The organism is Sunxiuqinia dokdonensis (assembly GCF_001270965.1).
Taxonomy (GTDB): Bacteria; Bacteroidota; Bacteroidia; order Bacteroidales; family Prolixibacteraceae; genus Sunxiuqinia; species Sunxiuqinia dokdonensis.
Genome location: NZ_LGIA01000164.1, coordinates 25,397 through 47,100, shown reverse-complemented (window position 1 = coordinate 47,100; position 21,704 = coordinate 25,397). Strand labels below are relative to the sequence as shown.

Annotated in this window: 18 protein-coding genes; 11 read left to right on the top strand and 7 right to left on the bottom strand. The window is 45.7% G+C overall.

From position 1 onward, the window contains the following. Window positions 1-52: 52 nt before the first annotated feature. The 3 genes from folK to NC99_RS13030 are packed head-to-tail and all read right to left on the bottom strand — an operon-like array spanning window position 53 to window position 1,518. Window positions 53-436: a 2-amino-4-hydroxy-6-hydroxymethyldihydropteridine diphosphokinase gene (gene folK / locus NC99_RS13040; RefSeq protein WP_053184384.1), complete on the bottom strand. Its 384-nt coding sequence runs from the start codon at window positions 434-436 to the stop codon at window positions 53-55. After that, a complete protein-coding gene (locus tag NC99_RS13035) occupies window positions 433-786 on the bottom strand; it encodes a dihydroneopterin aldolase (RefSeq protein WP_053184382.1) in 354 nt (117 codons plus the stop codon). The genes folK and NC99_RS13035 overlap by 4 nt, the downstream gene beginning before the upstream one ends. Before the next feature lie 3 nt (window positions 787-789). Next, window positions 790-1,518: an SDR family NAD(P)-dependent oxidoreductase gene (locus tag NC99_RS13030; protein WP_053184380.1), complete on the bottom strand. Its 729-nt coding sequence runs from the start codon at window positions 1,516-1,518 to the stop codon at window positions 790-792. 196 nt (window positions 1,519-1,714) lie between these two features. Here NC99_RS13030 and NC99_RS13025 point away from each other — a divergent pair, with 196 nt between their 5' ends. Beyond that, a complete protein-coding gene (locus NC99_RS13025; RefSeq protein ID WP_157624885.1) occupies window positions 1,715-2,815 on the top strand; it encodes a universal stress protein in 1,101 nt (366 codons plus the stop codon). Between the two features lie 159 nt (window positions 2,816-2,974). Here the strand turns inward: NC99_RS13025 and NC99_RS13020 are convergent, their stop codons facing one another. Next, window positions 2,975-3,355, bottom strand: a complete 381-nt coding sequence (locus NC99_RS13020) for a helix-turn-helix domain-containing protein (RefSeq protein WP_053184376.1) — start codon at window positions 3,353-3,355, stop codon at window positions 2,975-2,977. A gap of 146 nt (window positions 3,356-3,501) precedes the next feature. Then, window positions 3,502-3,726 (bottom strand): hypothetical protein, encoded by a 225-nt coding sequence (locus NC99_RS21915; RefSeq protein ID WP_157624884.1) that lies wholly within the window; start codon window positions 3,724-3,726, stop codon window positions 3,502-3,504. Between the two features lie 363 nt (window positions 3,727-4,089). On the opposite strand from NC99_RS21915, the gene NC99_RS13015 reads away from it, so the two are divergent. From NC99_RS13015 to NC99_RS12980, 8 genes are all read left to right on the top strand, one after another. Further along, complete coding sequence (locus NC99_RS13015; RefSeq protein WP_053184374.1) at window positions 4,090-5,013, top strand: hydroxypyruvate isomerase family protein; 924 nt, start codon at window positions 4,090-4,092, stop codon at window positions 5,011-5,013. A gap of 172 nt (window positions 5,014-5,185) precedes the next feature. Beyond that, window positions 5,186-5,791 carry an RNA polymerase sigma factor gene (locus NC99_RS13010; RefSeq protein ID WP_053184371.1) on the top strand — a complete coding sequence of 202 codons (606 nt, stop codon included), beginning with the start codon at window positions 5,186-5,188 and terminating at the stop codon, window positions 5,789-5,791. Window positions 5,792-5,886: 95 nt separating this feature from the next. Next, complete coding sequence (locus NC99_RS13005; RefSeq protein ID WP_053184369.1) at window positions 5,887-7,026, top strand: FecR family protein; 1,140 nt, start codon at window positions 5,887-5,889, stop codon at window positions 7,024-7,026. A 193-nt stretch (window positions 7,027-7,219) separates the two neighbouring features. After that, window positions 7,220-10,393, top strand: a complete 3,174-nt coding sequence (locus NC99_RS13000) for a TonB-dependent receptor (RefSeq protein ID WP_204374995.1) — start codon at window positions 7,220-7,222, stop codon at window positions 10,391-10,393. A gap of 31 nt (window positions 10,394-10,424) precedes the next feature. Next, on the top strand, window positions 10,425-10,610 hold the full coding sequence (locus NC99_RS22365; protein WP_204374994.1) for a hypothetical protein: 186 nt from the start codon (window positions 10,425-10,427) through the stop codon (window positions 10,608-10,610). Between the two features lie 18 nt (window positions 10,611-10,628). Beyond that, window positions 10,629-12,593 carry a RagB/SusD family nutrient uptake outer membrane protein gene (locus NC99_RS12990; protein ID WP_053184363.1) on the top strand — a complete coding sequence of 655 codons (1,965 nt, stop codon included), beginning with the start codon at window positions 10,629-10,631 and terminating at the stop codon, window positions 12,591-12,593. 44 nt (window positions 12,594-12,637) lie between these two features. Next, the gene (locus tag NC99_RS12985; protein WP_053184361.1) at window positions 12,638-13,915 is read left to right on the top strand and encodes a DUF4959 domain-containing protein; all 1,278 of its coding nucleotides are present in this window, start codon (window positions 12,638-12,640) and stop codon (window positions 13,913-13,915) included. Window positions 13,916-13,949: 34 nt separating this feature from the next. Continuing rightward, window positions 13,950-15,590 (top strand): DUF4998 domain-containing protein, encoded by a 1,641-nt coding sequence (locus NC99_RS12980; protein WP_204374993.1) that lies wholly within the window; start codon window positions 13,950-13,952, stop codon window positions 15,588-15,590. Between the two features lie 334 nt (window positions 15,591-15,924). Here the strand turns inward: NC99_RS12980 and NC99_RS12975 are convergent, their stop codons facing one another. Together NC99_RS12975 and NC99_RS12970 are read right to left on the bottom strand one after the other, a co-directional pair. Next, entirely contained in the window at window positions 15,925-17,028 is a 1,104-nt protein-coding gene (locus tag NC99_RS12975; RefSeq protein ID WP_053184356.1) for a serine hydrolase domain-containing protein, read from the bottom strand. Window positions 17,029-17,080: 52 nt separating this feature from the next. After that, complete coding sequence (locus NC99_RS12970; protein ID WP_053184354.1) at window positions 17,081-18,346, bottom strand: hypothetical protein; 1,266 nt, start codon at window positions 18,344-18,346, stop codon at window positions 17,081-17,083. A gap of 343 nt (window positions 18,347-18,689) precedes the next feature. Between NC99_RS12970 and asnS the strand changes: the two genes are divergently transcribed. Next, a complete protein-coding gene (asnS, locus tag NC99_RS12965; protein WP_053184353.1) occupies window positions 18,690-20,126 on the top strand; it encodes an asparagine--tRNA ligase in 1,437 nt (478 codons plus the stop codon). A gap of 124 nt (window positions 20,127-20,250) precedes the next feature. After that, window positions 20,251-21,696, top strand: a complete 1,446-nt coding sequence (gene rpoN / locus NC99_RS12960; protein ID WP_053184350.1) for an RNA polymerase factor sigma-54 — start codon at window positions 20,251-20,253, stop codon at window positions 21,694-21,696. Window positions 21,697-21,704 lie beyond the last annotated feature (8 nt).

The following is a 21,704-nucleotide window of genomic DNA, read 5'->3' as shown; positions in this document are numbered from 1 at the left end:
TTGAAATGACTATTCTAATTGCAAACGAAATGCTAACCGATGGAACGACGGACTAACCGGATGCCTTAAACCCAAGTTCGGCAGCCGACTGACGCAAGAAATCACGGGTGTAATAATCTTTATCGACAACCTGCCCGTTCCAAATCATCAGATCCAAATCGATCGTCCGGGGACCAAATTTAATTTGGGTTCGGTCGCGGCCAAGCTGGTCTTCAACCTGTTTCAGGTACCTGTTTAACTCCTGCCGGTTCCAATTTGTTTCGATTTTTACGGCACCATTTGTAAAATCATCCTGATCAGCATAACCAATGGGCTTGGTTTTTACCATGCTGGAGGTTTGCAAAATCGTACAATCGTTTCCAATCATTTCAAGCGCCAGCGGAATATACTTTTCTGCTTCAATATTTGATCCGATGCCAACAATGCAGGTGTTCATCGCTTGGCTTCCATTTCGAATGAAACTGATTCGGCAAACCGCAGGGCATGTGGCTTATCCACTTCAACTTTGGCCCAGCGCACCCGGTCGTCCTCCATAATCATCTCAAGCAGGTTTTTCGTCAACACTTCCAGCAGTTTGAAACGCCCGTCCTGGACATAGGTAATGACCCGCTTGGTAATTTTTTTGTAATCGTAAATACCATCGGGCTCGTCCGACTCAAGCGCTTCATTGGGTACGCTGATTTCAATTTCGAGATTAATGACCACATCTTGTTTATTCACCAACTCTTCGGGATTAAATCCGATGAAGGTTCGCAGCAAGAGATTTTTTACGCGTATTCGTGCCATGTATTAATTGTTTTTTCCAAGGTTTTCACCGCCATCAGCAAAAAGCAGCTGCCCGGTTAAATGATCGTTTGCCAGAATAAAATCCAGGCTTCGAAGAATCGGTTCCAGTCCGCCGGGTTTTTGCATCGGAATGTCTTGTGCCAACTTCCATAGGTACTTCTCATCCTTGTCTTCGGGCGGTAAGCTCACGCCTGGCGCAATGGCATTGACTCGGATATTGGGAGCGAATTCGAGTGCCGCCATTTTCGTCAATTCCCAAAGGGCTTTTTTAGACATGGAATAAGCCGCAAAGTTCGAGCGGTTGTTGGTGATCCTGGTATCGACAAGGTTAATGATCAGGCCCTTTTTGCAGGCATTTGCCAGGTCGCGGCAAAGCAAAAACGGTGCCTGAAAGTTGACGATCATTTGCCGCTGAAGCAATTCCAACGAAGTTTCCTTCAAACTTGAAGGCTCAAAAACCGAAGCATTGTTGACCAGCAAATCCAGTGATTCGAATCGTCGCACCACCGCCGGAATCAACCGCTGCACGTCCGCCATGTCCATCAGATTGGCCTGAAAAATATCAAACTCACTTTGAGGAAACTGCTGCTTCAATTCTTTTTGAAGCTTTTGAGCCTCGGTAGCCGATGAATTGTAATGGATGGCCACGTTCCAACCCTGCGCTGCCAGATGCCGGGCAATCGCCTGGCCAATCCGTTTTGAAGCCCCTGTTATCAGTGCGGTTTTTTGCATCCCGAAATTTACCGTTTTATGTCAAAAGTGACAACAGCAAATCGATGAATTTGTTTGGATTCCAATATGGATTTGGATCATTTCTCATCGATATGTTAAAAAATAGCTTTCCAAAGATTCCTTTCGGTTTTTGAAACTAAAACCCGCTGAATACCGAAAAACAAAAAGAGACGAAAGTTCACTAAAATCCGATGTCATGGAAGATAAAATCATCACCATTGCCTTGCTGCCTTATCATAAAGCTGAAGTACTGCGCTCTCTGCTCGAAGCAAAAGGGATTGATTGCTCACTTGAAAATGTCAATCTCATTCAGGGGGCGGTAGCCTCCGGTGTGAAAGTGCGTATCAACGCAAAAGATGCCAAAAAAGCCTATCCGGTGCTGGACAAGCTATTGGGGAAAGCGGAGAAAAGTCACCAAAAGTCAGAGAACTTCATTCTGATTCCGGTCGATTTTTCCGGCTATTCGTTGAAAGCTGCAGCCATGGCTTTCGAAATCGCCCTGAAGCTGAATTGTGGCCTGGTGTTCTATCACGTGATTCCGCAGCCCGACTATTTCACCATCCCCTATTCCGACGTAATGGCTTTTGATGCCGGCCTTTATGAGCACCTGAAAGAACGCGAAGAGTTTGTTAACGAGGAGTTCGAACGCTTTCAGAAGCAATTGCTGGAGCAAGTTGGCAAGGAGGCATGGAAAACCATCCACATGGAGCAAATTGTGAAAATGGGCTACCCCGAAGATGATATTTTATCCTACACCGAACTTCATCCGCCACGCTTAATTGTGATGGGCATCAAAGGGCCGTCGAACGACATGGATGCCGTGATGGGCAGCACCACGGCAGGCGTGATTTACAAGGCGAAAGTGCCCGTTTTGGTAATTCCGGAAAAGGCTCCGCTGCTGAATTTGTCATCCATAAAAAAAGTGGTTTATGCCACCAATTTTGATGAGAAAGACTTTACAGCCATTGACAAGTTGCTGGCTTTGCTGAAACCTTTCAATACCGTGGTGACCTGCCTGCACATTGGCGACCGCGAAAACGAAGAGCTGAGCCGCGCCCGCCTGAAAAGTATGGCCAAAGTCCTGAAGAAAAGCTATCCGGAAGATTCGGTGACCTGCGAAATCGTAGCCGGCGATGATTTGCTGACCGATCTGGAAAAATACATCCAGGAAAAAGGCATCGATATTCTGTCGCTGACCACCCACAAACGCAACCTGATTACCCGGTTTTTCAACCCGAGTATCGCACGAAAAATGGTGTTTCACCTGAAAACACCTTTGCTGGTGTTTCACGCCTAAAATGACAAGCCGGTTGTATCAAAAACTGAGCAACTGCAATATTAGCATTTCCTGTGTCGAAAAATAAATCGATACCGCATCATTCATTGGTTTGATTGCTCATGCTGACACCAAACCGGCTACAAGCGAAACGGCGCAGAATTGAAAACCTTTGCCAATTTATTCGCCATCATGGCCTGAATCGCCGTGATCCGTCTCCTTCATCTTCGCGATCAACGACCTGACCTCTTTCAATTGCTCAAACGACAGTTCCCTCAGTTGTCCGCGTATATTCAGAGGGATATGTTCGCGAACCAACGATTGCAGCGGGTGATTTTCAGGCAAGGGTGCATCGTGATCCTCTACCCAATCCACCAAATCGTTGGGCGTACAGTGCAAAGACCGGCAAAGCACACTGACGTGACTTAGCTTTAGCTGCGCGACTTTCCCGTTGAGCAAGCGCGAGGCCACATTGGGCGTTAGCCCATGCTTGACCAAAAAATTGAAGGGATTGGCAATTCCTTTGATTTCGAGCAGGTAGCTAATGTTGAATTGTAACATGATTGACAAATGTTTTAGTTAATAACAATCGGTTCATTAAAAGTAAAACTTATTCTTCATTTTTGAAAACACATTCTACTCTAATTAACACTATTCCATTATTTAGACGAACCAATACCAGCTAACTCAACACTCATACCAATGATCTAAACATTCATATCAATTAGCTCAACAGTCATATCAATTATCTCAATACTGATCTCAATTATCTGAACACTAATATCAATTATATCAACACTCACACCGATTATATAAACACTCATACCAATGATATCAACACTCATACCTGTCTCTTCAAAACTTATACTCATTTTAGCAAAATGAAGAATCACTTTTACAAAACTCGAAGTACTTTTTGCAAAACAATTCATGCTCGAAGTTTCCCACGGTATTGAAACCGGGCATCGAGATCCTTCACGGGTCGGATAAGTCAGATAACCGTCCCCTCAACCCGCGCAACTCACCAACAGATTACGAAACCAGTTCGGAATGACGCTCTGTCTACAGAGCTTAGACGGCCTACAAGGGTTTGGCTTTGGAAAACAAGGGAAGGAACCAGCGCGGGCACTGGCTAAGAACCCCCTGTTCGACGATCCTGCACGATGAAAATTTTTCAACTCATTCTATAAATAATGAACGAACAAAACCAAATCGTAGCTGCCACGCTTAAAAAACTGTTTGTAATCTGGATGAATTAATCTTATTTTTGAGACTTTACTAAACCAATTGCTACAATGAAACGAAGAAATTTTATCAGGAACGCCGCTTTCGGGAGCTTTGCAGCTACCGGATTAACCGCCGGGCTATCGGCATCGGCTTCAACGCAACAAACGTCCAACTCGGCGAAGTTTAAACTGAAGTATGCCCCCGGGCTGGGCACTTTTAACGAAATGGCGGGAAATGATCCGATCGACCAGATCAAGTTTATGAACGATCAGGGTTTCCGCGCCATTTTCGACAACGGCCTGATGCACAAAGACGCTGCACTACAGGATAAAATTGCCAACGAGTTGGCGCGCCACGGAATGGACTTGGGCCCGTTTGTGCTGTATGCTGATTTTGGTGTGAAGTCGTTCGTCACACAAGATCCGGAAATCAAGGACATGCTGCGTAAGAAAATGCAGGAAGGCCTGGATTGTGCCAAACGCACCGGCGCCAAAACGGCCCTGGTGGTTCCGGGACGCTATGCTGACAACCTGGAGTGGGACTACCAAACCGCCAACGTAATCGATAACCTGCGCATGTGTTGCGATATTGTTGAGCCGGAAGGGCTGACCCTGGTACTGGAACCCCTCAATGCCTGGACCGATCACCCGGGTTTGTTCCTGACCAAAATCCCGCAAACGCACATGATTTGCCAAGCCGTAAACCGCCCAAGCTGCAAACTGGTGAACGACTTGTACCACCAGCAAATTACCGAAGGCAACCTCATCCCAAACATTGACATGGCCTGGGAATCGATTGCCGCTTTCCATATTGGCGACAATCCGGGGCGTAAAGAGCCGGGCACCGGCGAGATCAACTTTGTTAATGTATTCAAACACATTCACAACAAAGGCTACGACGGCGTGCTTTGCTGCGAACATGGTCGCAGCATTCCGGGAAAAGAGGGAGAACAGGCTTTCATTGATGCCTACCGCAAAGCAGACAGTTTTTAAACGCAAAAAAAGATACCAAAAGAGCTTCAATGATTGAAGCTCTTTTGGCATCGTGAACTTTTTGGGTCAAATCCAAAACTTATTGATGCTCTGTATGTAATTGATGTTAGCGAAATTAATCCTATTTTTGAGCCCGAGAGAAATTTGCTTGTGCCAATAGTTTCAGGATTGTATGCCAAACCAACCGAAAAAAGACCTTTTGCTTTGGAAAAGCTTTAAAGCTGGGGATGATAAAGCTTTTTACGAACTGTACGACCAATATAGCGATGCGTTGTACAGCTTTGGCATGCAATTTTGTAAAGACAGCGATTTCGTGAAGGATTGCATCCACGACCTGTTTTTGGAACTGCACAAGTACCGCGAACAGTTGCGCCCCACCGACTCCATCCAGTTTTATTTGTTCCGCACGTTAAAGCGAATCATTCACAAACAGCGACTAAGCATGAGTTTGCTAAAGCTTGATCACAAGCTCGAGAAGACGATCCGTGCGCACTCCCCGGCTTGCGACGAGACAATCATCGACTCGGAGAGGCAGGAAGAAGGCATGGATTTGCTGGCCAATGCCATCAGCCAGCTAACCAAAGTACAGCAACGGGCGCTCTTTCTAAAGTTTGAACAAGACCTCAACTACACCGAAATTGCGGTCCTGCTCAATATTTCAGTTGAATCGGCCAGAACCAATATGTATCGGGCCTTAAAGTCGCTACGGAAAAGCCTTTCCAAACACGAAATTTCCTTGAACTTATTCGTCCTGCTTTATTCCAAAAATCAGCTCTGAAAATCAGCGATTTAACTTTTTTTCGAAAAAAAAATCATTTTTGCTGTCTATGTTTTGGCTTTTTTCTTCTTTATATAGGTATAAGCACAATTCATGTGAAAAAGAAAGTCGAAGATATTTTAGCCGAAGAAAAGATTACGACGCAGAAAATCAGGGAAGAAGCAGATGCCAGCCCGAAGGTTTTAAAATCAGCCAGTCATCTTTATACCTATTTGCAAACACCAAAGGACCAGTGGTCTGTATTGGAAAAGAAGCAATTAAAAACGCGCATCCAGTATTCCATCGAATCCATTACCCGACGAAAAACCAGACAAATCTGGTTTACCGCCGCATCCGTTTTTATTTTGGCCTTGTCTGGCGGAGTTTGGTACAGCCAAGTGGATCAGCACTCCGAGATTGCGGAGTTTGCCAACAGCGTTCAGGAAAACAAAACAGATACGATTACCCGCTTAGTTTTAAGTGAAGCCCGGGCCATCGAGATTTCGGAAGTGGAGTCAGAAATTCAGTACAGCACCAAAGGAGAAGAAATTGCCATTGGAGCAAATCAAACCGTTCAGCAAAAACTGGAACCGGTAGAACCAAGCTTCAATACGCTAACGGTTCCCTACGGCAGGCGGTCAAAAATTACCCTGTCCGAAGGAACAACAGTCTGGTTAAACTCGGGTTCGAAGTTGGTATATCCCGCCGTATTTGCCGAAAACAAGCGGGAAGTTTACCTGGACGGCGAAGCCATTTTCAATGTTTCCAAAGATCCGGCAAAGCCATTCATCGTCAAATCACAACAATTCGACATCGAAGTAATTGGAACCATTTTCAACCTGAATGCCTATTCGGAGGATAAAATATCAAGCACGGTCTTAAAAGAGGGTTCCATTAAACTGAGCCGTAAAACAAAAGCCTTTTTGCCAGCCGAAAATAAGATGATATCACCGGGAGAGATGGTGACGTTTGATGCCACCGAAGAAAAATTCAACAGCCGGCGAGTTGATCCTTCTGATTATTTATCCTGGCACCACGGCTACTATGTATTCCGAAGTGAAACCCTCGGTAACATCCTGACAAGAGTATCGCGCTATTACAATATTGAAATCGAACTGCAAGACGAGCCGTTGGCTCAAGTTACTTTTTCGGGCCGTCTGGATCTTAAAAGCAGTCCCGAAGAAGTGTTGAATACCATCAAAAAAACAACACCATTTAACTTTAAAGAGGAGGAACAAAGAATCACGATCTACTAAACGATATAAATTACAATCAAACCTGGAACAAAAAAAGCCTGCAGATGCTGCAACACCTGCAAGCTTTGGTACTTAACAAACATCGCCAAAGGCGATATTTAATAACTAAAAGATGAACAAATTTATGAAAAAAAGTGGCAACTGTGCGTATTTTTTCCATCGAAGGGACTATTGTGCACATTTCTTAAGAGTTATGAAATTGAGTGTACTACTGCTTCTGCTGGGAGTTGGCAACTTGTACGCAACTTCTACTTATTCTCAGAGTACCAGGCTTTCCATAAACCTGGAAAACGGGACGATGAAACAGCTTTTTGAAGAGATTCAGGAAGAAAGCGAGTTTATTATCTTTTACAAGGACAGCGATGTGGACCTTGAAAAGAAAGTGAGCGTTAAAGCTGAACGGTTTTCTGTTGAGCGAATACTCAGAAAAGCGTTCGAAGGAACAGACCTGACGTATGAAATCTCTGATCGGCAAATTGTTATTATTCCTGATCAGACCGAAGCTTCCGAACAGGTGCAGGAAGTTATCCAACAACCGGGCCTGAAAACAATATCAGGGGTGGTGAAAGATGACGTAGGCCTTGGCCTTCCTGGCGTTTCAGTTGCTGTGAAGGGAACTGCACGGGGAACCAGTACCGATGTGAACGGTGAATTTTCCATGCAGGCTGCTGTAGGCGACACGCTGATCTTCTCATTTATTGGGAAAACCCCGGTTGAGCAGGTTGTTGGAGATCGCAATATCTTCGATATAGCATTGTATGACGATGACACCCAGTTGGAAGAAGTCCAGGTGGTTGCTTTCGGTAGGCAGAAAAAAACGAGTGTGATTTCTTCTATTGAAACAGTAAGACCGGCCGATCTAAAGCAACCAGCATCGAACCTGACCAGTGCTTTGGCGGGTAAAATTCCAGGGATTATTTCGTACCAAACAACAGGTGAACCCGGCAATGACAACGCGCAGTTCTTTGTTCGCGGGGTGACTACTTTTGGTTACAAAACCAATCCGCTGATTTTGATTGATGGCTTTGAGGCCTCGCCGGATGATCTGGCCCGTATGGAACCGGATAACATCGAGAGTTTCTCCATTTTGAAAGATGCCTCGGCTACCGTACTATACGGTGCAAGGGGAGCGAACGGAATTATCATTGTTGAGACCAAGTCAGGGCGCGAAGGACCGGCTAAAATCAACATCAGACTAGAAACACATATCGCCACCCCAACCCAGATGAACGAATTGCTGGACGGCGTGGATTACATGCGCCTGTACAACGAAGCCCGGATTTCCAGAAATCCACTACTCGGGGCCTATTACAGCGAACAGAAGATTCAATCGACCATTGATGGTGTTGACCCGATGATTTATCCCAATATTGATTGGTATGATGAATTGTTTGAGAAATCAACCATCAATAAAAAAGCCAATTTTAACGTATCAGGCGGTGGTCAGGTGGCCACCTATTATGTAGCTGGAACGGTAGAAAACGAGAATGGTCTGTTAAAAGTTGCCCCGGAGAACAATTTTAACAACAACATCAGTATCAACCGGGTCCAGCTGCGAAACAACGTTATTTTTAAGTTGACACCAACCACCAGACTGGATACCAGGCTACAAGGCCGGTTTGAACGCTACAATGGTCCAGCCACCGGTGCAGGCGATATTTTCAGACAGGTCATGAACTCTAATCCAGTAGATTTTCCTGCTGTTTATGAAGCGGATGAAAAGCACGCTTTCGCCGATCATATTTTATTTGGAAATACCTTTGTTACCGGGAACCTGAAAGCCAACCCCTATGCTGAGATGGTTCGTGGTTACGAAGACCGGAATGAAAGCTCGATTACGGCCATGGCTACTCTCTCGCAGGACCTGGATTTTATCACCGAAGGATTGAAGTTGCAAGCCAAAGCCTCGGTCAACACCTGGAGTCAATACAGAAGTACAAGATCATACAGTCCGTTTTATTACGACTTGGAAAACTACAACCAGATTACCGGAGAATATACGCTTTTTGCCCTGAACCCAACCGGAGGACAGGCATTCCTAGGTGATGTCAATCCGGGACGCGATGCCAGTGCGCACTATTACTACGAAGGCCGTTTGAACTGGGACCGTAAATTCGGGCTGCACAGCGTAGGTTTAATGACCGTGGGTATGTTTGAAGAATACCTGTTGACCAGTGGGAACAGCCGTTCTATTTATGAAACGCTTCCGGAACGAAACATGGGAAACTCGGGACGTCTAACTTATGATTTCGACAACCGCTATTTCTTCGAGTTCGCTTACGGATACAACGGGTCGGAAAAATTCAGTGGCGACCGCCGGTTTGGTTTCTTCCCTTCATTTGGAGGTGGTTGGCTCGTCTCTAACGAATCGTTCTGGGCTCCCATGGAAAATATCATCAACACCCTAAAGTTGAAGGCTACCTGGGGAAAAGTAGGTAACGATGCCATTGCCGAACGGCAGGATCGTTTCTTCTATTTATCCGATATTGCTAGAGGAGGAGGCGGTTATCGCTGGGGAAATACCTTTATGAATGAATATGGCGGTTACCGGATCAACCGGTATGCCAACCCCGATATTACCTGGGAGGTTTCAACAAAAATGAACCTGGGTATTGAACTAACGTTCCTCGACGATGCTTTAAAGATTCAGGGAGATGTGTTCAAGGATATTCGTGACCAGATTTATCTGCAACGCCAAAACTTCCCATCCTCTGCAGGTCTGGAGGCATCCATTAGCGGAAACGTTGGGAAAGTGGAATCAATGGGTTTTGAAGGGTCCATTGATTACCAATACATTTCGCAAGATAATTGGTGGATGACCGGCCGTGCCAACTTCACCTTTGCCACCAATGAATACGTTCAATTGGATGAACGGGATTATGCCGATGAATACTTGAAACGCCAGGGACATCCTATCAACCAGTGGTGGGGCTTGATTGCCGAGCGTTTGTTTGTGGATGAAGCTGAAATTGCCAACTCCCCCAAGCAAGACTTTGGTACCTACCAGGCCGGTGATATCAAATACAAGGATGTAAACGGTGACGGCGTAGTGAATGCTAACGACGAGGTCCCTCTGGGTTTACCTACCGTACCTGAGATTCAGTACGGCTTTGGTTTATCAGGTGGATTTAAAGACTTTGACCTGTCGTTCTTCTTCCAGGGGAACGCCCGGGTTTCAATGTTTATCAATCCAGGAACCGGTGACGACGGTATTGCTCCATTTGCTGGACGACGAAACGCTTTAACCATCATCGCCGAGGATTACTGGAGTGAAACCAACCCCGATGTTCATGCTTTTTGGCCTCGGCTATCGGTTGACCCTTTACAGAACAACACCAGAACATCCATCATCGTGGTGGTTACGTGATGCCGCTTTCCTTCGTTTGAAAACCGTTGAAATGGGATATAATCTCCCGGCAAACACCTTCAAGAAGATCGGCTTACAAAGTACCCGCATCTATGCCAGTGGAACCAACCTTTTTGTTATCAGCCCGTTCAAACTATGGGACCCGGAGATGGGTAACAGGGGATTGGGCTATCCGCCAAACAAGCGGTTTAATATTGGTATCCAGTTATCGTTTTAATATTTAAAAAGATTGAAGATGAAAAGATTGAAAAATTTAATCATATTGTTTCTTGTCCTTGCCTTCACACCATCCTGCTCTGAGTATCTGGATGTGGTTCCGGACAATACCTTAACCCTGGAGGACCTCTTTAAGTCGAAAGAGGAAGCCTGGGATGCACTGGCTAAAGTTTATAGCTATATGCCGCATATAGAACAAACACACAGCTCTATCTGGACGGCAGGAGATGAATATATCGGACGCCTCGATTTGAATGACAATGCATGGGACTTAAGAGGAATCCGTTTGATGCGGGGACTGCAATCGGCTACAGATCCTCTGCTGGGCGATTGGTCCGGTACATCTGCCGGCACACGGCTGTACGCCGGAATCCGCCAAGCCAATGTATTTCTCTCCAATATCGATAAAGTACCCGATATGTCAGACGAAGAAAGAAGCGAATGGCGTGCCCAGGTCAAATTCCTGAAAGCCTACTACAACTTCTTGCTGGTACAAAAATACGGACCAATCATCATCGCAGACGAATTAATTGCCCCTGACGCGTCCAAGGAAGACCTATTCCAGGAACGTTCAAGTGTGGAAGAATGCTTTGACTACATCATTGCCTTGATGGATGAAGCGATTCCTGAACTTCGGGAAAAAGCAATTGCGACAAACCTCGGCCAAGTGGACCAGGCAGCCGCCAAAGGCATTAAAGCCCGGGTGATGCTGTTCCGTGCCAGTCCATTCTTCAATGGAAATATGGAATATTTTGGTGACTTTTTTGCCCCCAACGGTGACCCCTACTTTCCGCTGGACTACGATAAGGAAAAATGGAAAGATGCCATTGACGCCATCGACGAGGCCCTGGCAGCCTGCGAGACCAATGGCATTGAACTGTACGAATACACTGCCCAACCCTATGTTTTTGATCGTGAAGACTATTTGGCAAACACAGAAAACGTACAGCGTATTTACGATTTGAGAATGGCCATTACCGACCCCTGGAACAAGGAACTGGTGTGGGGCTTTTCCAACATTGATATTTATGGTGGCTCGGAACTGGCACACTCCACCAACATGCGTTTGCCCGAAGGTTACGGTGGCGGCATTACCAATACGCCCGGTTTCTCGTGGCAATGGATGGCGGCAACCTACCGGATGGCTGAACGGTACTACACAAAAAACGGCGTTCCTATTGAAGAAGACCTGACCTTTGAGCTGGATAAAAAGTGGGAACTGACCACTACTCCCGGAGCCAGTGATCCGGAGTACCAAGAACTGCGTGGCATTATGCAGCCCGGAGCAGAAACGATTAACCTGTACCTGAACCGCGAACCACGCTTTTACGCAAATCTGGCCATTACGGGCGGATACTGGCGTTCGCATGGTGTACGGATTAATACAGTCATGTATGCTGGTAGCCATGGAGGATTCAACTCCTCGCAACATACCACCGACTATTACGAAACTGGTATTGGCATCAAGAAGTTTGTTCACATGGAATCGAAGTCGGGTCACTGGGCGCGTACCGTAAAATATCCGTACCCGATTATCCGGTTGGCCGATTTGTACCTGATGAAAGCAGAAGCTCTGAACGAATACTACGACACACCAACCCAGGAAGTTTATGACGCGATTAATGTGGTTCGTGAACGAGCCGGAGTTCCTGATGTTGAAAGCGTCTGGGCAGATGCCAGCATTGTAAAATCAGTCAATAAGCACAAAACGAAAGAGGGTATGCGTGATATCATCCTTCAGGAAAGAAGCATTGAATTCGCTTTTGAAGGAAGCCGTTTCTGGGACATGATCCGGACCAAAAGGGCCGTCATGGAATTTTCAAACCCTGTTTGGGGATGGGACTATACCGGAAGTACTGGCGCCAATTTCTTCAACCTGGAAGTCAAGCAAACCAGACGGTTTACCATCACCGATTGCCTATGGCCAATCGACTTGAATGAGATGAATACCAACTCTAACCTGGTTCAGAACCCGGGATGGTAATGGTGACAGGTTATTTATTTAATAAACACGATAAAAAGAATCGTATGAAAACCATAAAAGCATATTTACTACTAATTGCAGCATTTTTGCTGGTTGTCACTTCCTGCGAAGAGGAGAAGGTGCACCGGGCAACATCTGATGACAGCATACCTCCACAGCCTCCAACAGAGGTGACCTACCAGCCACTCTATGGTGGTGCCCGGTTCTATTATGAAGTTCCGGATGATGAGGATCTTTTAAGTGTCGAAGCCGTTTATACCAACAAACAAGGCGATTCGTTCTCTTTTTCGGCCTCATACTTTGTCGATTCGCTCGATGTGTATGGCTTTGGCGATACCATCAATTACGAAATTGATTTGTATGCTGTTGACCGGGCGGGTAACCGCTCAACACCGGTTGCCGTTACAGTTAAACCACTGGAGTCGGCCATTTCAAGGGTGGTCAATTCACTCGAACTGAAACCAGCCTTTGGATCATTCTTCGTCGATTGGATCAATGAGCTGGAGCAAAGTATCAATGTTTACATCGATTTCAATTACAGCCAAAACGGCGAGTCAAGATCGTTCACTTCGGTTTTCTCATCCAACCTCGAAGAGGACCGGCGATTTGTTGATGATCTTGCGCTGAGTTCAGAAGATCCGGTTAGTGTGTCAATTCGCGTTTCAGATATTTACGGGAACATCACTGAACCGAAAGACATGGGCCAAATTCACCTGTTGGAAGACATGGTACTTTCGAAAGAGGGATGGGAACTTCCATTGAACAGCGACTCCGTTGGAGGCGTTCCCCAGGCGTTTGGTGATAATGTTGAAGGCCGCTTAGTTAGCGTCATTGACGGTATTATCGACGAAGGAAACAACCTCAACTACATGCACACCGGAGGCCGTGGCCGCACCGGAAGTAGTGCTGACGGAAACATGCCCTGGAACGTGATTATCGACCTGGGAGACCACTATGAGCTGAGCCGGATTTTGACCCATCAGCGTCATATGGATTTCTGCGGCGACCTTTGCCAGGGACAGTATTACCGCGGTGAGAATGTTGGTCTTTACGAAATGTACATCTGGGATGAAGACACACAGTCGTGGGAGTATGTATCGGAGAATAAAATTGAAGTTCCCGTAGGACTCAGTGAACTCGAAATTGTGAAAAAAGGAAAAGAAGGCGATGAAGCCTACATGTATCCTGATGAACCTCAATACACCAAACCTACCCGTTGGTTCCGTTACCGGGCCATGAAAGGCTTTGGTGGTAACTACACGCTGGATAATGCCAACTGCTTGTCTGAGATTACCCTTTATGGCAGAAAGGCTGCAAATTAAGTTTATTAGGAACAGTGATTTAAAGATTAAAATTATGAGAAACATCATATTGCTATCAATATTGGTTTTTGCAACATTTATGTGGTCGTGCGAAGGCATGTACGAAAAGCAGGAACAGTATGAAGGAGAAGTTGTCTATCCGGCTAAGTACGATACCATCATTGGACACATCGGCTTCGAACGGGTTGAAATTGACCTGATGAAAGCCGGACGTATTCCCAGCAGTCAGATTCGACTGGGAAAAGCTAAAAAGACTCGAATTGAGTATGACGATCAGATTATCACCATTGATTCTTTGGTTTCATGGGTCAACATTACCGGACTGACACAATCCAAACTCTATCGTTTTAAGGTGTACACCATCGACGAGTTTGGAAATGAATCTGTGCCGCTCGAGATTGCCCTGATTCCCTTTACCAGCACCGACCTGGCGAACTATGCCGTCACCCCACCTCGGGTCATGGCATCGCCCTCAGCCGCCGTCATTGACTGGCCAAACGGAATTTCATCGGTACTGATGAACTACTATGGCTTGAATTTTCAGTATACCGACAAAAACGGAGAGGTTCAGAGTGGTGAACGTGGAGCGAATTCAAGATTCTTTATCGGAAATGTTGAGGCTGGACAACCGGTTGCCATCGACATGGAATATAAAATCATTCCGATTGTCAACCGCCAACCCATTTTGGATACGGTCATCTTTGAGAATGTACTGAATGTGAATATGCCAACCACCTCATCCGAATTTGCGCCAGCCGAAAGAGACATCCTTCAGGCCAATGGGGTTACTACTTTTACAGCCGATGGTGTGTCTGACATTACCGAGCTGGTCTATCCAATCCACGCCAATTCGCTGCAGGATATCTTCTATTTCCCGAATTTGGAAACACTGGATTTAACCGGTGGCGATATGTTTAGTATTACAGAGTTGGCGTACGACAGAAATGGTGTTCAAGATGTTGTAGGTGGAGGTGAATTTTCACCGTTCATGCGAAAAGTCGGCAACGTTTCAGGTGGAAATACCTTGAAGGATTTCCTCGAAGCAGGAATACTCACAAAAGTGTACTATCATCCACACACCATGGGACTCGATGACATCTTAATGCCTTACGTTGCAAGTGGCGTGGTAGAACTGGTTGAAAATCCCGATGAAGTTTTGGTTGGCAATCAATTCCATCTGGACGGAATTGTTCAGGATGGAAATTTCACACTCGATTACACTTTCCCTGCGACAGATGCGCCCGAAGGAGACGGGCTTGAAAATGTTTATAAGCTTATTCCGCGCAAACGAAGTGCTTCTTTTGTTATTGCCCTACCAAAAGAATATAGATTTAACATTGAAGAATATAAATACCTGAAATTTAAAATCTATACTCCTACAGCAAGTGAATTAACAGGATCAGATGAACCTTTTAAAAGACTTTGGCCCCGTATTATGAACAACATGTGGTCATTTGGCGGCAATAGTGATTACGGCCAGGAATACTGGGACATCCCCCGGTTCTATATCCCGGATGAAGATTTGCACCAGTGGACTGACATTACTTTGGATATGTCAACGGCATTGGGCAGACACAACCGTGTTATTATTTTGAATATTGGAGGTGAACCAGGACCAGATCCTTCCAAGGAATTAGTGTATTACTTTTCAAACATCCGGTTTACCAAGGAATAAAGATAAACACTAGACCATTTAATAAACCAGTAAAAAGGTTCAGTCCAATTTGGGCTGAGCCTTTTTCATTTCAGATTCCATCGGATTAAAAGATGGCGGCTGACTTTCATTTAGAATTTCATAGAAGTAAAAGTTAATCGCAGATTTTCACTTCGAATTCCATAGAAATAAAAGTTGACGACTGACTTTCGCTTGGAAACTCATAGAAATGAAAGCTGACGGTTGACTTTCGCTTGGAAATCTATCGGAATACGTGAAAAGAGCTGGCTTTTCGGCTTTTCCTTCGTCTAATCCAACACTGGTCCAAGATTTAAAAGCTTGGTTGATTGCTGTCTTATTGTTCTTTCAATGATTGATTAATCGTCCGCAGCAACGAAAAACACAGTTGCTCAATTTTTGGCGATTCGGGGTGAAAGGCCGAGACATTGGAAAGGATAATCACGCCATTTCTTCGGTCGGTATCGAGTACAATCGATGAGCTATAGCCGCCCGTGCCACCGTTGTGACAATAGAGCTCCGTTTCAGCAGGTGTTTTCACAATATGCCAGCCCAGCCCTATCGCTAATTGCTCATTCACTTCAAACGTCGGCAATCGCGTTAGTTCCAGTTCCCGGTTCGACTCATCAAACTGAGCCAGGGCAAATTTGGCCAAGTCTTCGGTGGTCGATAGAATACCGCCAGCCCCAACCATCACCGAGAAATCCCAGTTCGACGTCGCCTTGCCGCTTTGATCAAGGCCGCTGACCAGGCATGAAGTCACTTCCTTACGCCGGGTGGTTGAGGCGATCATATTGTATTTCGAAAACAGGTATTTCTCCAGTAATTCCTGATAATCCAGGCCAGTCATTTGCGTCAATACATAGGCAAGCAGCCCTGTCCCCAGGTTGGAATATTCACTTCGCTCGCCGGGCTGGTATGCCAGTTCCACTTGTGTTGTGAGGTAGGCTTCCAGAAGATCAGCGCCATAATTCCGATAAGGATTGGCCGGATCGAACGGAACAGCGGCATCAAAGTTCGACGGCATCCTGGGCAAACCAGAAGTATGATTGGCCAATTGCCTAAACGTGGGCCGAATGGAATCTCTCAAGGCAAAAGGCAGGTGATCGTTCACCGGGTCGTCCAGGCTCAGCTTGCCCTCAACAACCAAAGCCGTCAGCAAGCTTGCGGTAAACACTTTGGAAATCGAGCCAATTTCAAAGACTTTTTGATGGTTGTCAACCAGCCTCATCGTATCACTTTCAACAATGACACCTGAAAAAGCAACTGCGCCGTTTTCGATGAATGCATATGCCATTTGCGTTTGCTCCGGGAAGGCCCGAACATGCTCAAAAATCAGCTGCTCCTGCTGTTTCGTCCAACATCCCGAAGACTGAGCCTGACTTCTTACAGAAGCGGCAAGCAGCATTAAAACCAAAGTCAATACAATTCCTTCCTTCATATCATTTTGCTTGTCATTTCGGCATTGAAATCGATTATTCAAAGCCCCTTTATCACTCCACAGTGATTGTCTTTTCCTTGCTTGGTTCGATGGCATTCATCTCAAAATATTCAACCAAAAACGAACCACGATCAAAGAACAACGCCAAACCGCAGGATTGATCAGACTCGATAGCGGTAAAGGTCTGCGAAAAAGTCTCCATATCAAAATCAGAGATGGACCAGTTGTAGTTCGTACTTGTTTGGTAATACCATGCCGCCTTGGTTGTCACTGGTCCTGAAACTTCAGTCGTATCAGCCGAAACCGTTGTTATGGTGTCTGAATCGCTGAGCGCAGTAATCCGAACCTTCAGGGCCGAATTTTTTGGCAGTTCCGCAGCAAGGCTGAAAAGATTACCTTGTCCTGAGAAGTAATCTGTTGTCGACAAAGCAAGAATGTTTTGTCCATATATTCCGCTGGCCGGGTAAGTAATCACAGGTCCTGTCGGCTCAAAGCTAGTTTTTGTAATGAAGTTGGTGATGAACGGTCCAAAACCGGGAACACTTGCCGTTGCCCCAAGTTCCTGATATCGCTTGGCCAGGTTCGCCTGAATGGCTGTCGCGTTGAGTGATACGGCATGGTTAATCAGAGCCGCTCCCAGGTTTTCGTCATCCAGCTGCCCATCTTCGCGAATATCGTTGCTGATGTTCGATAAAAGTTCGGTCAACGCTCCTTCGGAACGGTAGCCCTGCAAAATGCTCGAAATAGCCAGCAAAATGCCATTGTCTTCGCCTCCCCGTGAAATATTCAAACTCTCCGAAGCTCCAACTCCATCTTTATCCAGACTGAAAATGGCCAGGACTTCTCTTTGTGCCTGAATTTTTGCTTCGGAAAACGATTTTCCCTGCTGCATCAAAAATTCCACCCGCGGTTTTTCCAGGTGGGTCAGCAAATTCACATTGATTGAGCCCGAGCCGGTAACATCGGCCAAAGCATACAGCGTGAGCTGTGCTGCCGACTGGCTGCCCGCCACTTCATTAAAATAAAAACCATCGGCCCTTACGCTGACATAGCCCGAACTTAAGGCAATCCCATTGAGTTGAAAGGAACCTTGGTTATCGACTATCTGGGCATTATACGACTTTCCCACCGGCGTCAAATCCGATTTCAAATCATACAGAGTCACCGAGCTGCCGCTAATAAATGGCCCCTTTTGCACCACGCCCGCAATATCCTGCGCTTCGATGGGTTCTTCGCTACTTGTTTTTTTACAATTTGACAAAATGACGATTGCCAGAATCAAAATCAACGGAAACAAAAACCTGCCTAACTTTTTCATTGCAAATGAATTAATTATATGACCTGAAATTCTACATTGTTATCAAAAATAGAAATAATTGAGATACCACACCTATGATGAATCGTGTTTTTTAACACGAAATAGAACAAGGAACTGCCGCGTGAAGTCCTCCCTTTAATACAAAAAAGCGTACGCTCTCCAAAGAGCAATCATTCCTGGCATTTCGAAAATCGATCTCCCAAAGGAAGTCAACTGGGCTCACTGCCTGAACTTTTCAGGGTCCAATTCATGTTTTTCAGCAGAAAAATGTACTTTTGTGATTCGATTTTGCGCCTGATCATCAGGAAGCACAAGAAATAATCTGCAAAACACAACAAACAACATGAAACGACTGAAAATTAAAGAAGTATTGGCTGGCGGCGAAGTAGGCCAGCAAGTGTTGGTCAAAGGATGGGTGAGAACCAAACGCGGCAGTAAAAATGTCAATTTTATTGCGCTAAACGACGGATCAACCATCAATAATTTGCAGGTTGTTGCTGATGTTGAAAAGTTTGGTGAAGCCTTGCTGCGCGACATCAACACCAGCGCCGCGCTCGGAATTACAGGCGAGTTGGTGGAGTCGATGGGTAGCGGACAGTCGGTAGAATTGGTTGCTTCGGAAATTACCATTTACGGAAAATCTGACCCGGAGAAATATCCCATTCAACCCAAAAAACACAGCCTGGAATTTTTACGCGAAAATGCGCACCTGCGCTTTCGTACAGCCACTTTTAGCGCTGTTTTCCGCATTCGTCACGCCATGGCTTTTGCCATTCACAAGTATTTTAACGACAAAGGATTTTATTACCTGCACACGCCCATTGTCACCGCTTCGGATGCTGAGGGCGCCGGCCAAATGTTCCGGGTATCCACGCTGCCGGCTATCGATCCGCCACTGAACGAAGCAGGCGAAGTAGATTATACGCAGGATTTTTTTGGCCGAGCAACCAACCTCACGGTGTCGGGTCAGCTCGAAGGCGAACTCGGAGCGACCGCTTTGGGTGAAGTGTACACTTTTGGCCCCACGTTTAGAGCCGAAAATTCAAACACCACGCGCCACCTGGCCGAATTTTGGATGATTGAGCCGGAAATGGCTTTTTATGAGCTGAAGGACAACATGGATTTGGCCGAAGAGTTTCTGAAATACCTGATCAAATACGCTTTGGAAAACTGCATGGATGACCTTAAGTTTTTGAGTAACCGATTGGAGCAGGAAGAAAAAAACAAGCCGCAGGATCAACGATCAATGGAACTGATTGAAAAATTGCAGTTTGTGCTCGAAAACGATTTCGTGCGCTGTACTTACACCGAAGCCATTGAAATTCTGCGGAATTCAAAACCCTACAAAAAAGGCAAGTTCCAGTTTCCGGTTGAGTGGGGTATCGACCTGCAAAGCGAACACGAGCGCTACCTGGTTGAAAAGCATTTCAACAAGCCCGTCATTCTGATCGATTATCCGAAAGACATCAAAGCGTTCTACATGAAGCAAAACGACGATGGCAAAACCGTTGCCGCCATGGATGTACTTTTCCCGCAGATTGGAGAAATCATTGGTGGTTCAGAGCGTGAATCAAACTATGACAAGCTGGTGAAACGGATGGAGGAAATGGATGTGCCCACCGACGAAATGTGGTGGTACCTGGATACCCGCCGCTACGGAACAGTGCCGCACGCCGGTTTTGGCCTAGGATTCGAACGATTTATCCTTTTTGTAACCGGAATGGGCAACATTCGCGACGTGATTGCTTTCCCCCGAACTCCAAAAAATGCTGAATTTTAAAGCAAAAAATCATTAAATATTACGAAAAACACGAGAGGTTGGCTTAAAAAGCCAACCTCTTTTTGATAACAAAGCTTATATTTGTTATTTCGAGAAAAGTTAACTTTGGAGAAATTAGAATAGTATGCCATCTCAACGCTTAAGTTTACAACAAAAACTGCTACAGAAACTGTCGCCTCAGCAAATTCAGGTGATCAAGCTTCTGGAGATTCCTACTATGCAGCTCGAACAACGAATCAAGAAAGAGCTGGAAGAAAATCCGGTTCTTGAAATGATCGATGATGAACCCGTTGATCAAAGTGATGAGAGCGAGAACAGTGAAAGCGAAAGTGACGAGTTCTCGCTGGAAGATTACATGGATGATGACGAAATTCCGACCTATAAGCTAAACGCCAACAATTACTCGAAAGACGATAAGCAAGTCGATATGCCCTACAGCTCGGGAATAAGCTTTTACGAGTCGCTGACCGAGCAATTGGGACTGACCGATCTGAATGATCAGCAAAAATTGCTGGCCGAATACATCATCGGAAACATTGACGAGGATGGCTACCTGCGCCGCGATTTACTGTCCATCAGCGACGATTTGGCTTTCACCCTGAACATGAATGTAACCGAACAGGAGCTGGAAGAAATTCTCGAGGTCATTCAGGAGTTTGATCCGGCTGGTATTGGAGCCCGTTCGCTGCAGGAATGTTTGTTGCTTCAAATTCAACGTAAAAAAGGGACAGATGCCACTTTGCTGGCATCAAAAATCCTACAGCAAAGCTTCGATGAATTCACCAAAAAGCACTACGATAAAATTCTCCATAAATTTGAAATTACAGAAGACCAGCTGAAAGAGGCTTTCAACGAAATTCTGAAACTCAACCCCAAACCGGGCGGTTCGGTCAACAACCCGCAAAATAGCTCGAACCAGGTGATTGTACCTGACTTTACTTTGGACAACATTGATGGCGAGTTGATCTTGTCGCTGAACCAGCGCAATGTGCCGGATTTACGCATGAATAATTCCTACATGGACATGCTGAAAGGCTACACCAGCAATCGGAAAAATGCCACCAAAAATCAAAAAGAAGCGGTTCAGTTTGTCAAACAGAAGCTGGATTCGGCCAAGTGGTTTATTGATGCCATAAAGCAACGGCAGCAAACCTTGCTGGTTACCATGTCGGAAATTATTGAATTTCAGAAAGAATATTTCAAGGAAGGCGACGAAACCAAACTCCGCCCAATGATTCTGAAGGACATTGCCGACCGCACCGGGCTGGATATTTCAACCATTTCGCGGGTTTCGAACAGTAAATACATTCAAACCCATTTTGGCATTTATCCACTGAAATATTTCTTTTCGGAGGGGATGCAGAAAGATACCGGCGAAGAAGTTTCGACACGGGAAATAAAAAAGATACTGGAAGAATGTATTGGGAATGAAGATAAACGCAAACCGCTGACCGATGACCGGCTGGCTAAAATTCTGAAAGAAAAATCGTACCCCATTGCCCGGCGAACGGTTGCCAAATACCGCGAGCAGCTGGGTATTCCGGTGGCACGTTTACGCAAAGAACTCTAAAAGCAACG

What these genes read in the sequence shown, in the direction of transcription:
- folK (WP_053184384.1), bottom strand. Translation starts at nt 436, where the DNA reads ATGAACACCTGCATTGTTGGCATCGGATCAAATATTGAAGCAGAAAAG.
- NC99_RS13035 (WP_053184382.1), bottom strand. Translation starts at nt 786, where the DNA reads ATGGCACGAATACGCGTAAAAAATCTCTTGCTGCGAACCTTCATCGGA.
- NC99_RS13030 (WP_053184380.1), bottom strand. Translation starts at nt 1,518, where the DNA reads ATGCAAAAAACCGCACTGATAACAGGGGCTTCAAAACGGATTGGCCAG.
- NC99_RS13025 (WP_157624885.1), top strand. Translation starts at nt 1,715, where the DNA reads ATGGAAGATAAAATCATCACCATTGCCTTGCTGCCTTATCATAAAGCT.
- NC99_RS13020 (WP_053184376.1), bottom strand. Translation starts at nt 3,355, where the DNA reads ATGTTACAATTCAACATTAGCTACCTGCTCGAAATCAAAGGAATTGCC.
- NC99_RS21915 (WP_157624884.1), bottom strand. Translation starts at nt 3,726, where the DNA reads ATGAATTGTTTTGCAAAAAGTACTTCGAGTTTTGTAAAAGTGATTCTT.
- NC99_RS13015 (WP_053184374.1), top strand. Translation starts at nt 4,090, where the DNA reads ATGAAACGAAGAAATTTTATCAGGAACGCCGCTTTCGGGAGCTTTGCA.
- NC99_RS13010 (WP_053184371.1), top strand. Translation starts at nt 5,186, where the DNA reads ATGCCAAACCAACCGAAAAAAGACCTTTTGCTTTGGAAAAGCTTTAAA.
- NC99_RS13000 (WP_204374995.1), top strand. Translation starts at nt 7,220, where the DNA reads ATGAAATTGAGTGTACTACTGCTTCTGCTGGGAGTTGGCAACTTGTAC.
- NC99_RS22365 (WP_204374994.1), top strand. Translation starts at nt 10,425, where the DNA reads ATGGGATATAATCTCCCGGCAAACACCTTCAAGAAGATCGGCTTACAA.
- NC99_RS12990 (WP_053184363.1), top strand. Translation starts at nt 10,629, where the DNA reads ATGAAAAGATTGAAAAATTTAATCATATTGTTTCTTGTCCTTGCCTTC.
- NC99_RS12985 (WP_053184361.1), top strand. Translation starts at nt 12,638, where the DNA reads ATGAAAACCATAAAAGCATATTTACTACTAATTGCAGCATTTTTGCTG.
- NC99_RS12980 (WP_204374993.1), top strand. Translation starts at nt 13,950, where the DNA reads ATGAGAAACATCATATTGCTATCAATATTGGTTTTTGCAACATTTATG.
- NC99_RS12975 (WP_053184356.1), bottom strand. Translation starts at nt 17,028, where the DNA reads ATGAAGGAAGGAATTGTATTGACTTTGGTTTTAATGCTGCTTGCCGCT.
- NC99_RS12970 (WP_053184354.1), bottom strand. Translation starts at nt 18,346, where the DNA reads ATGAAAAAGTTAGGCAGGTTTTTGTTTCCGTTGATTTTGATTCTGGCA.
- asnS (WP_053184353.1), top strand. Translation starts at nt 18,690, where the DNA reads ATGAAACGACTGAAAATTAAAGAAGTATTGGCTGGCGGCGAAGTAGGC.
- rpoN (WP_053184350.1), top strand. Translation starts at nt 20,251, where the DNA reads ATGCCATCTCAACGCTTAAGTTTACAACAAAAACTGCTACAGAAACTG.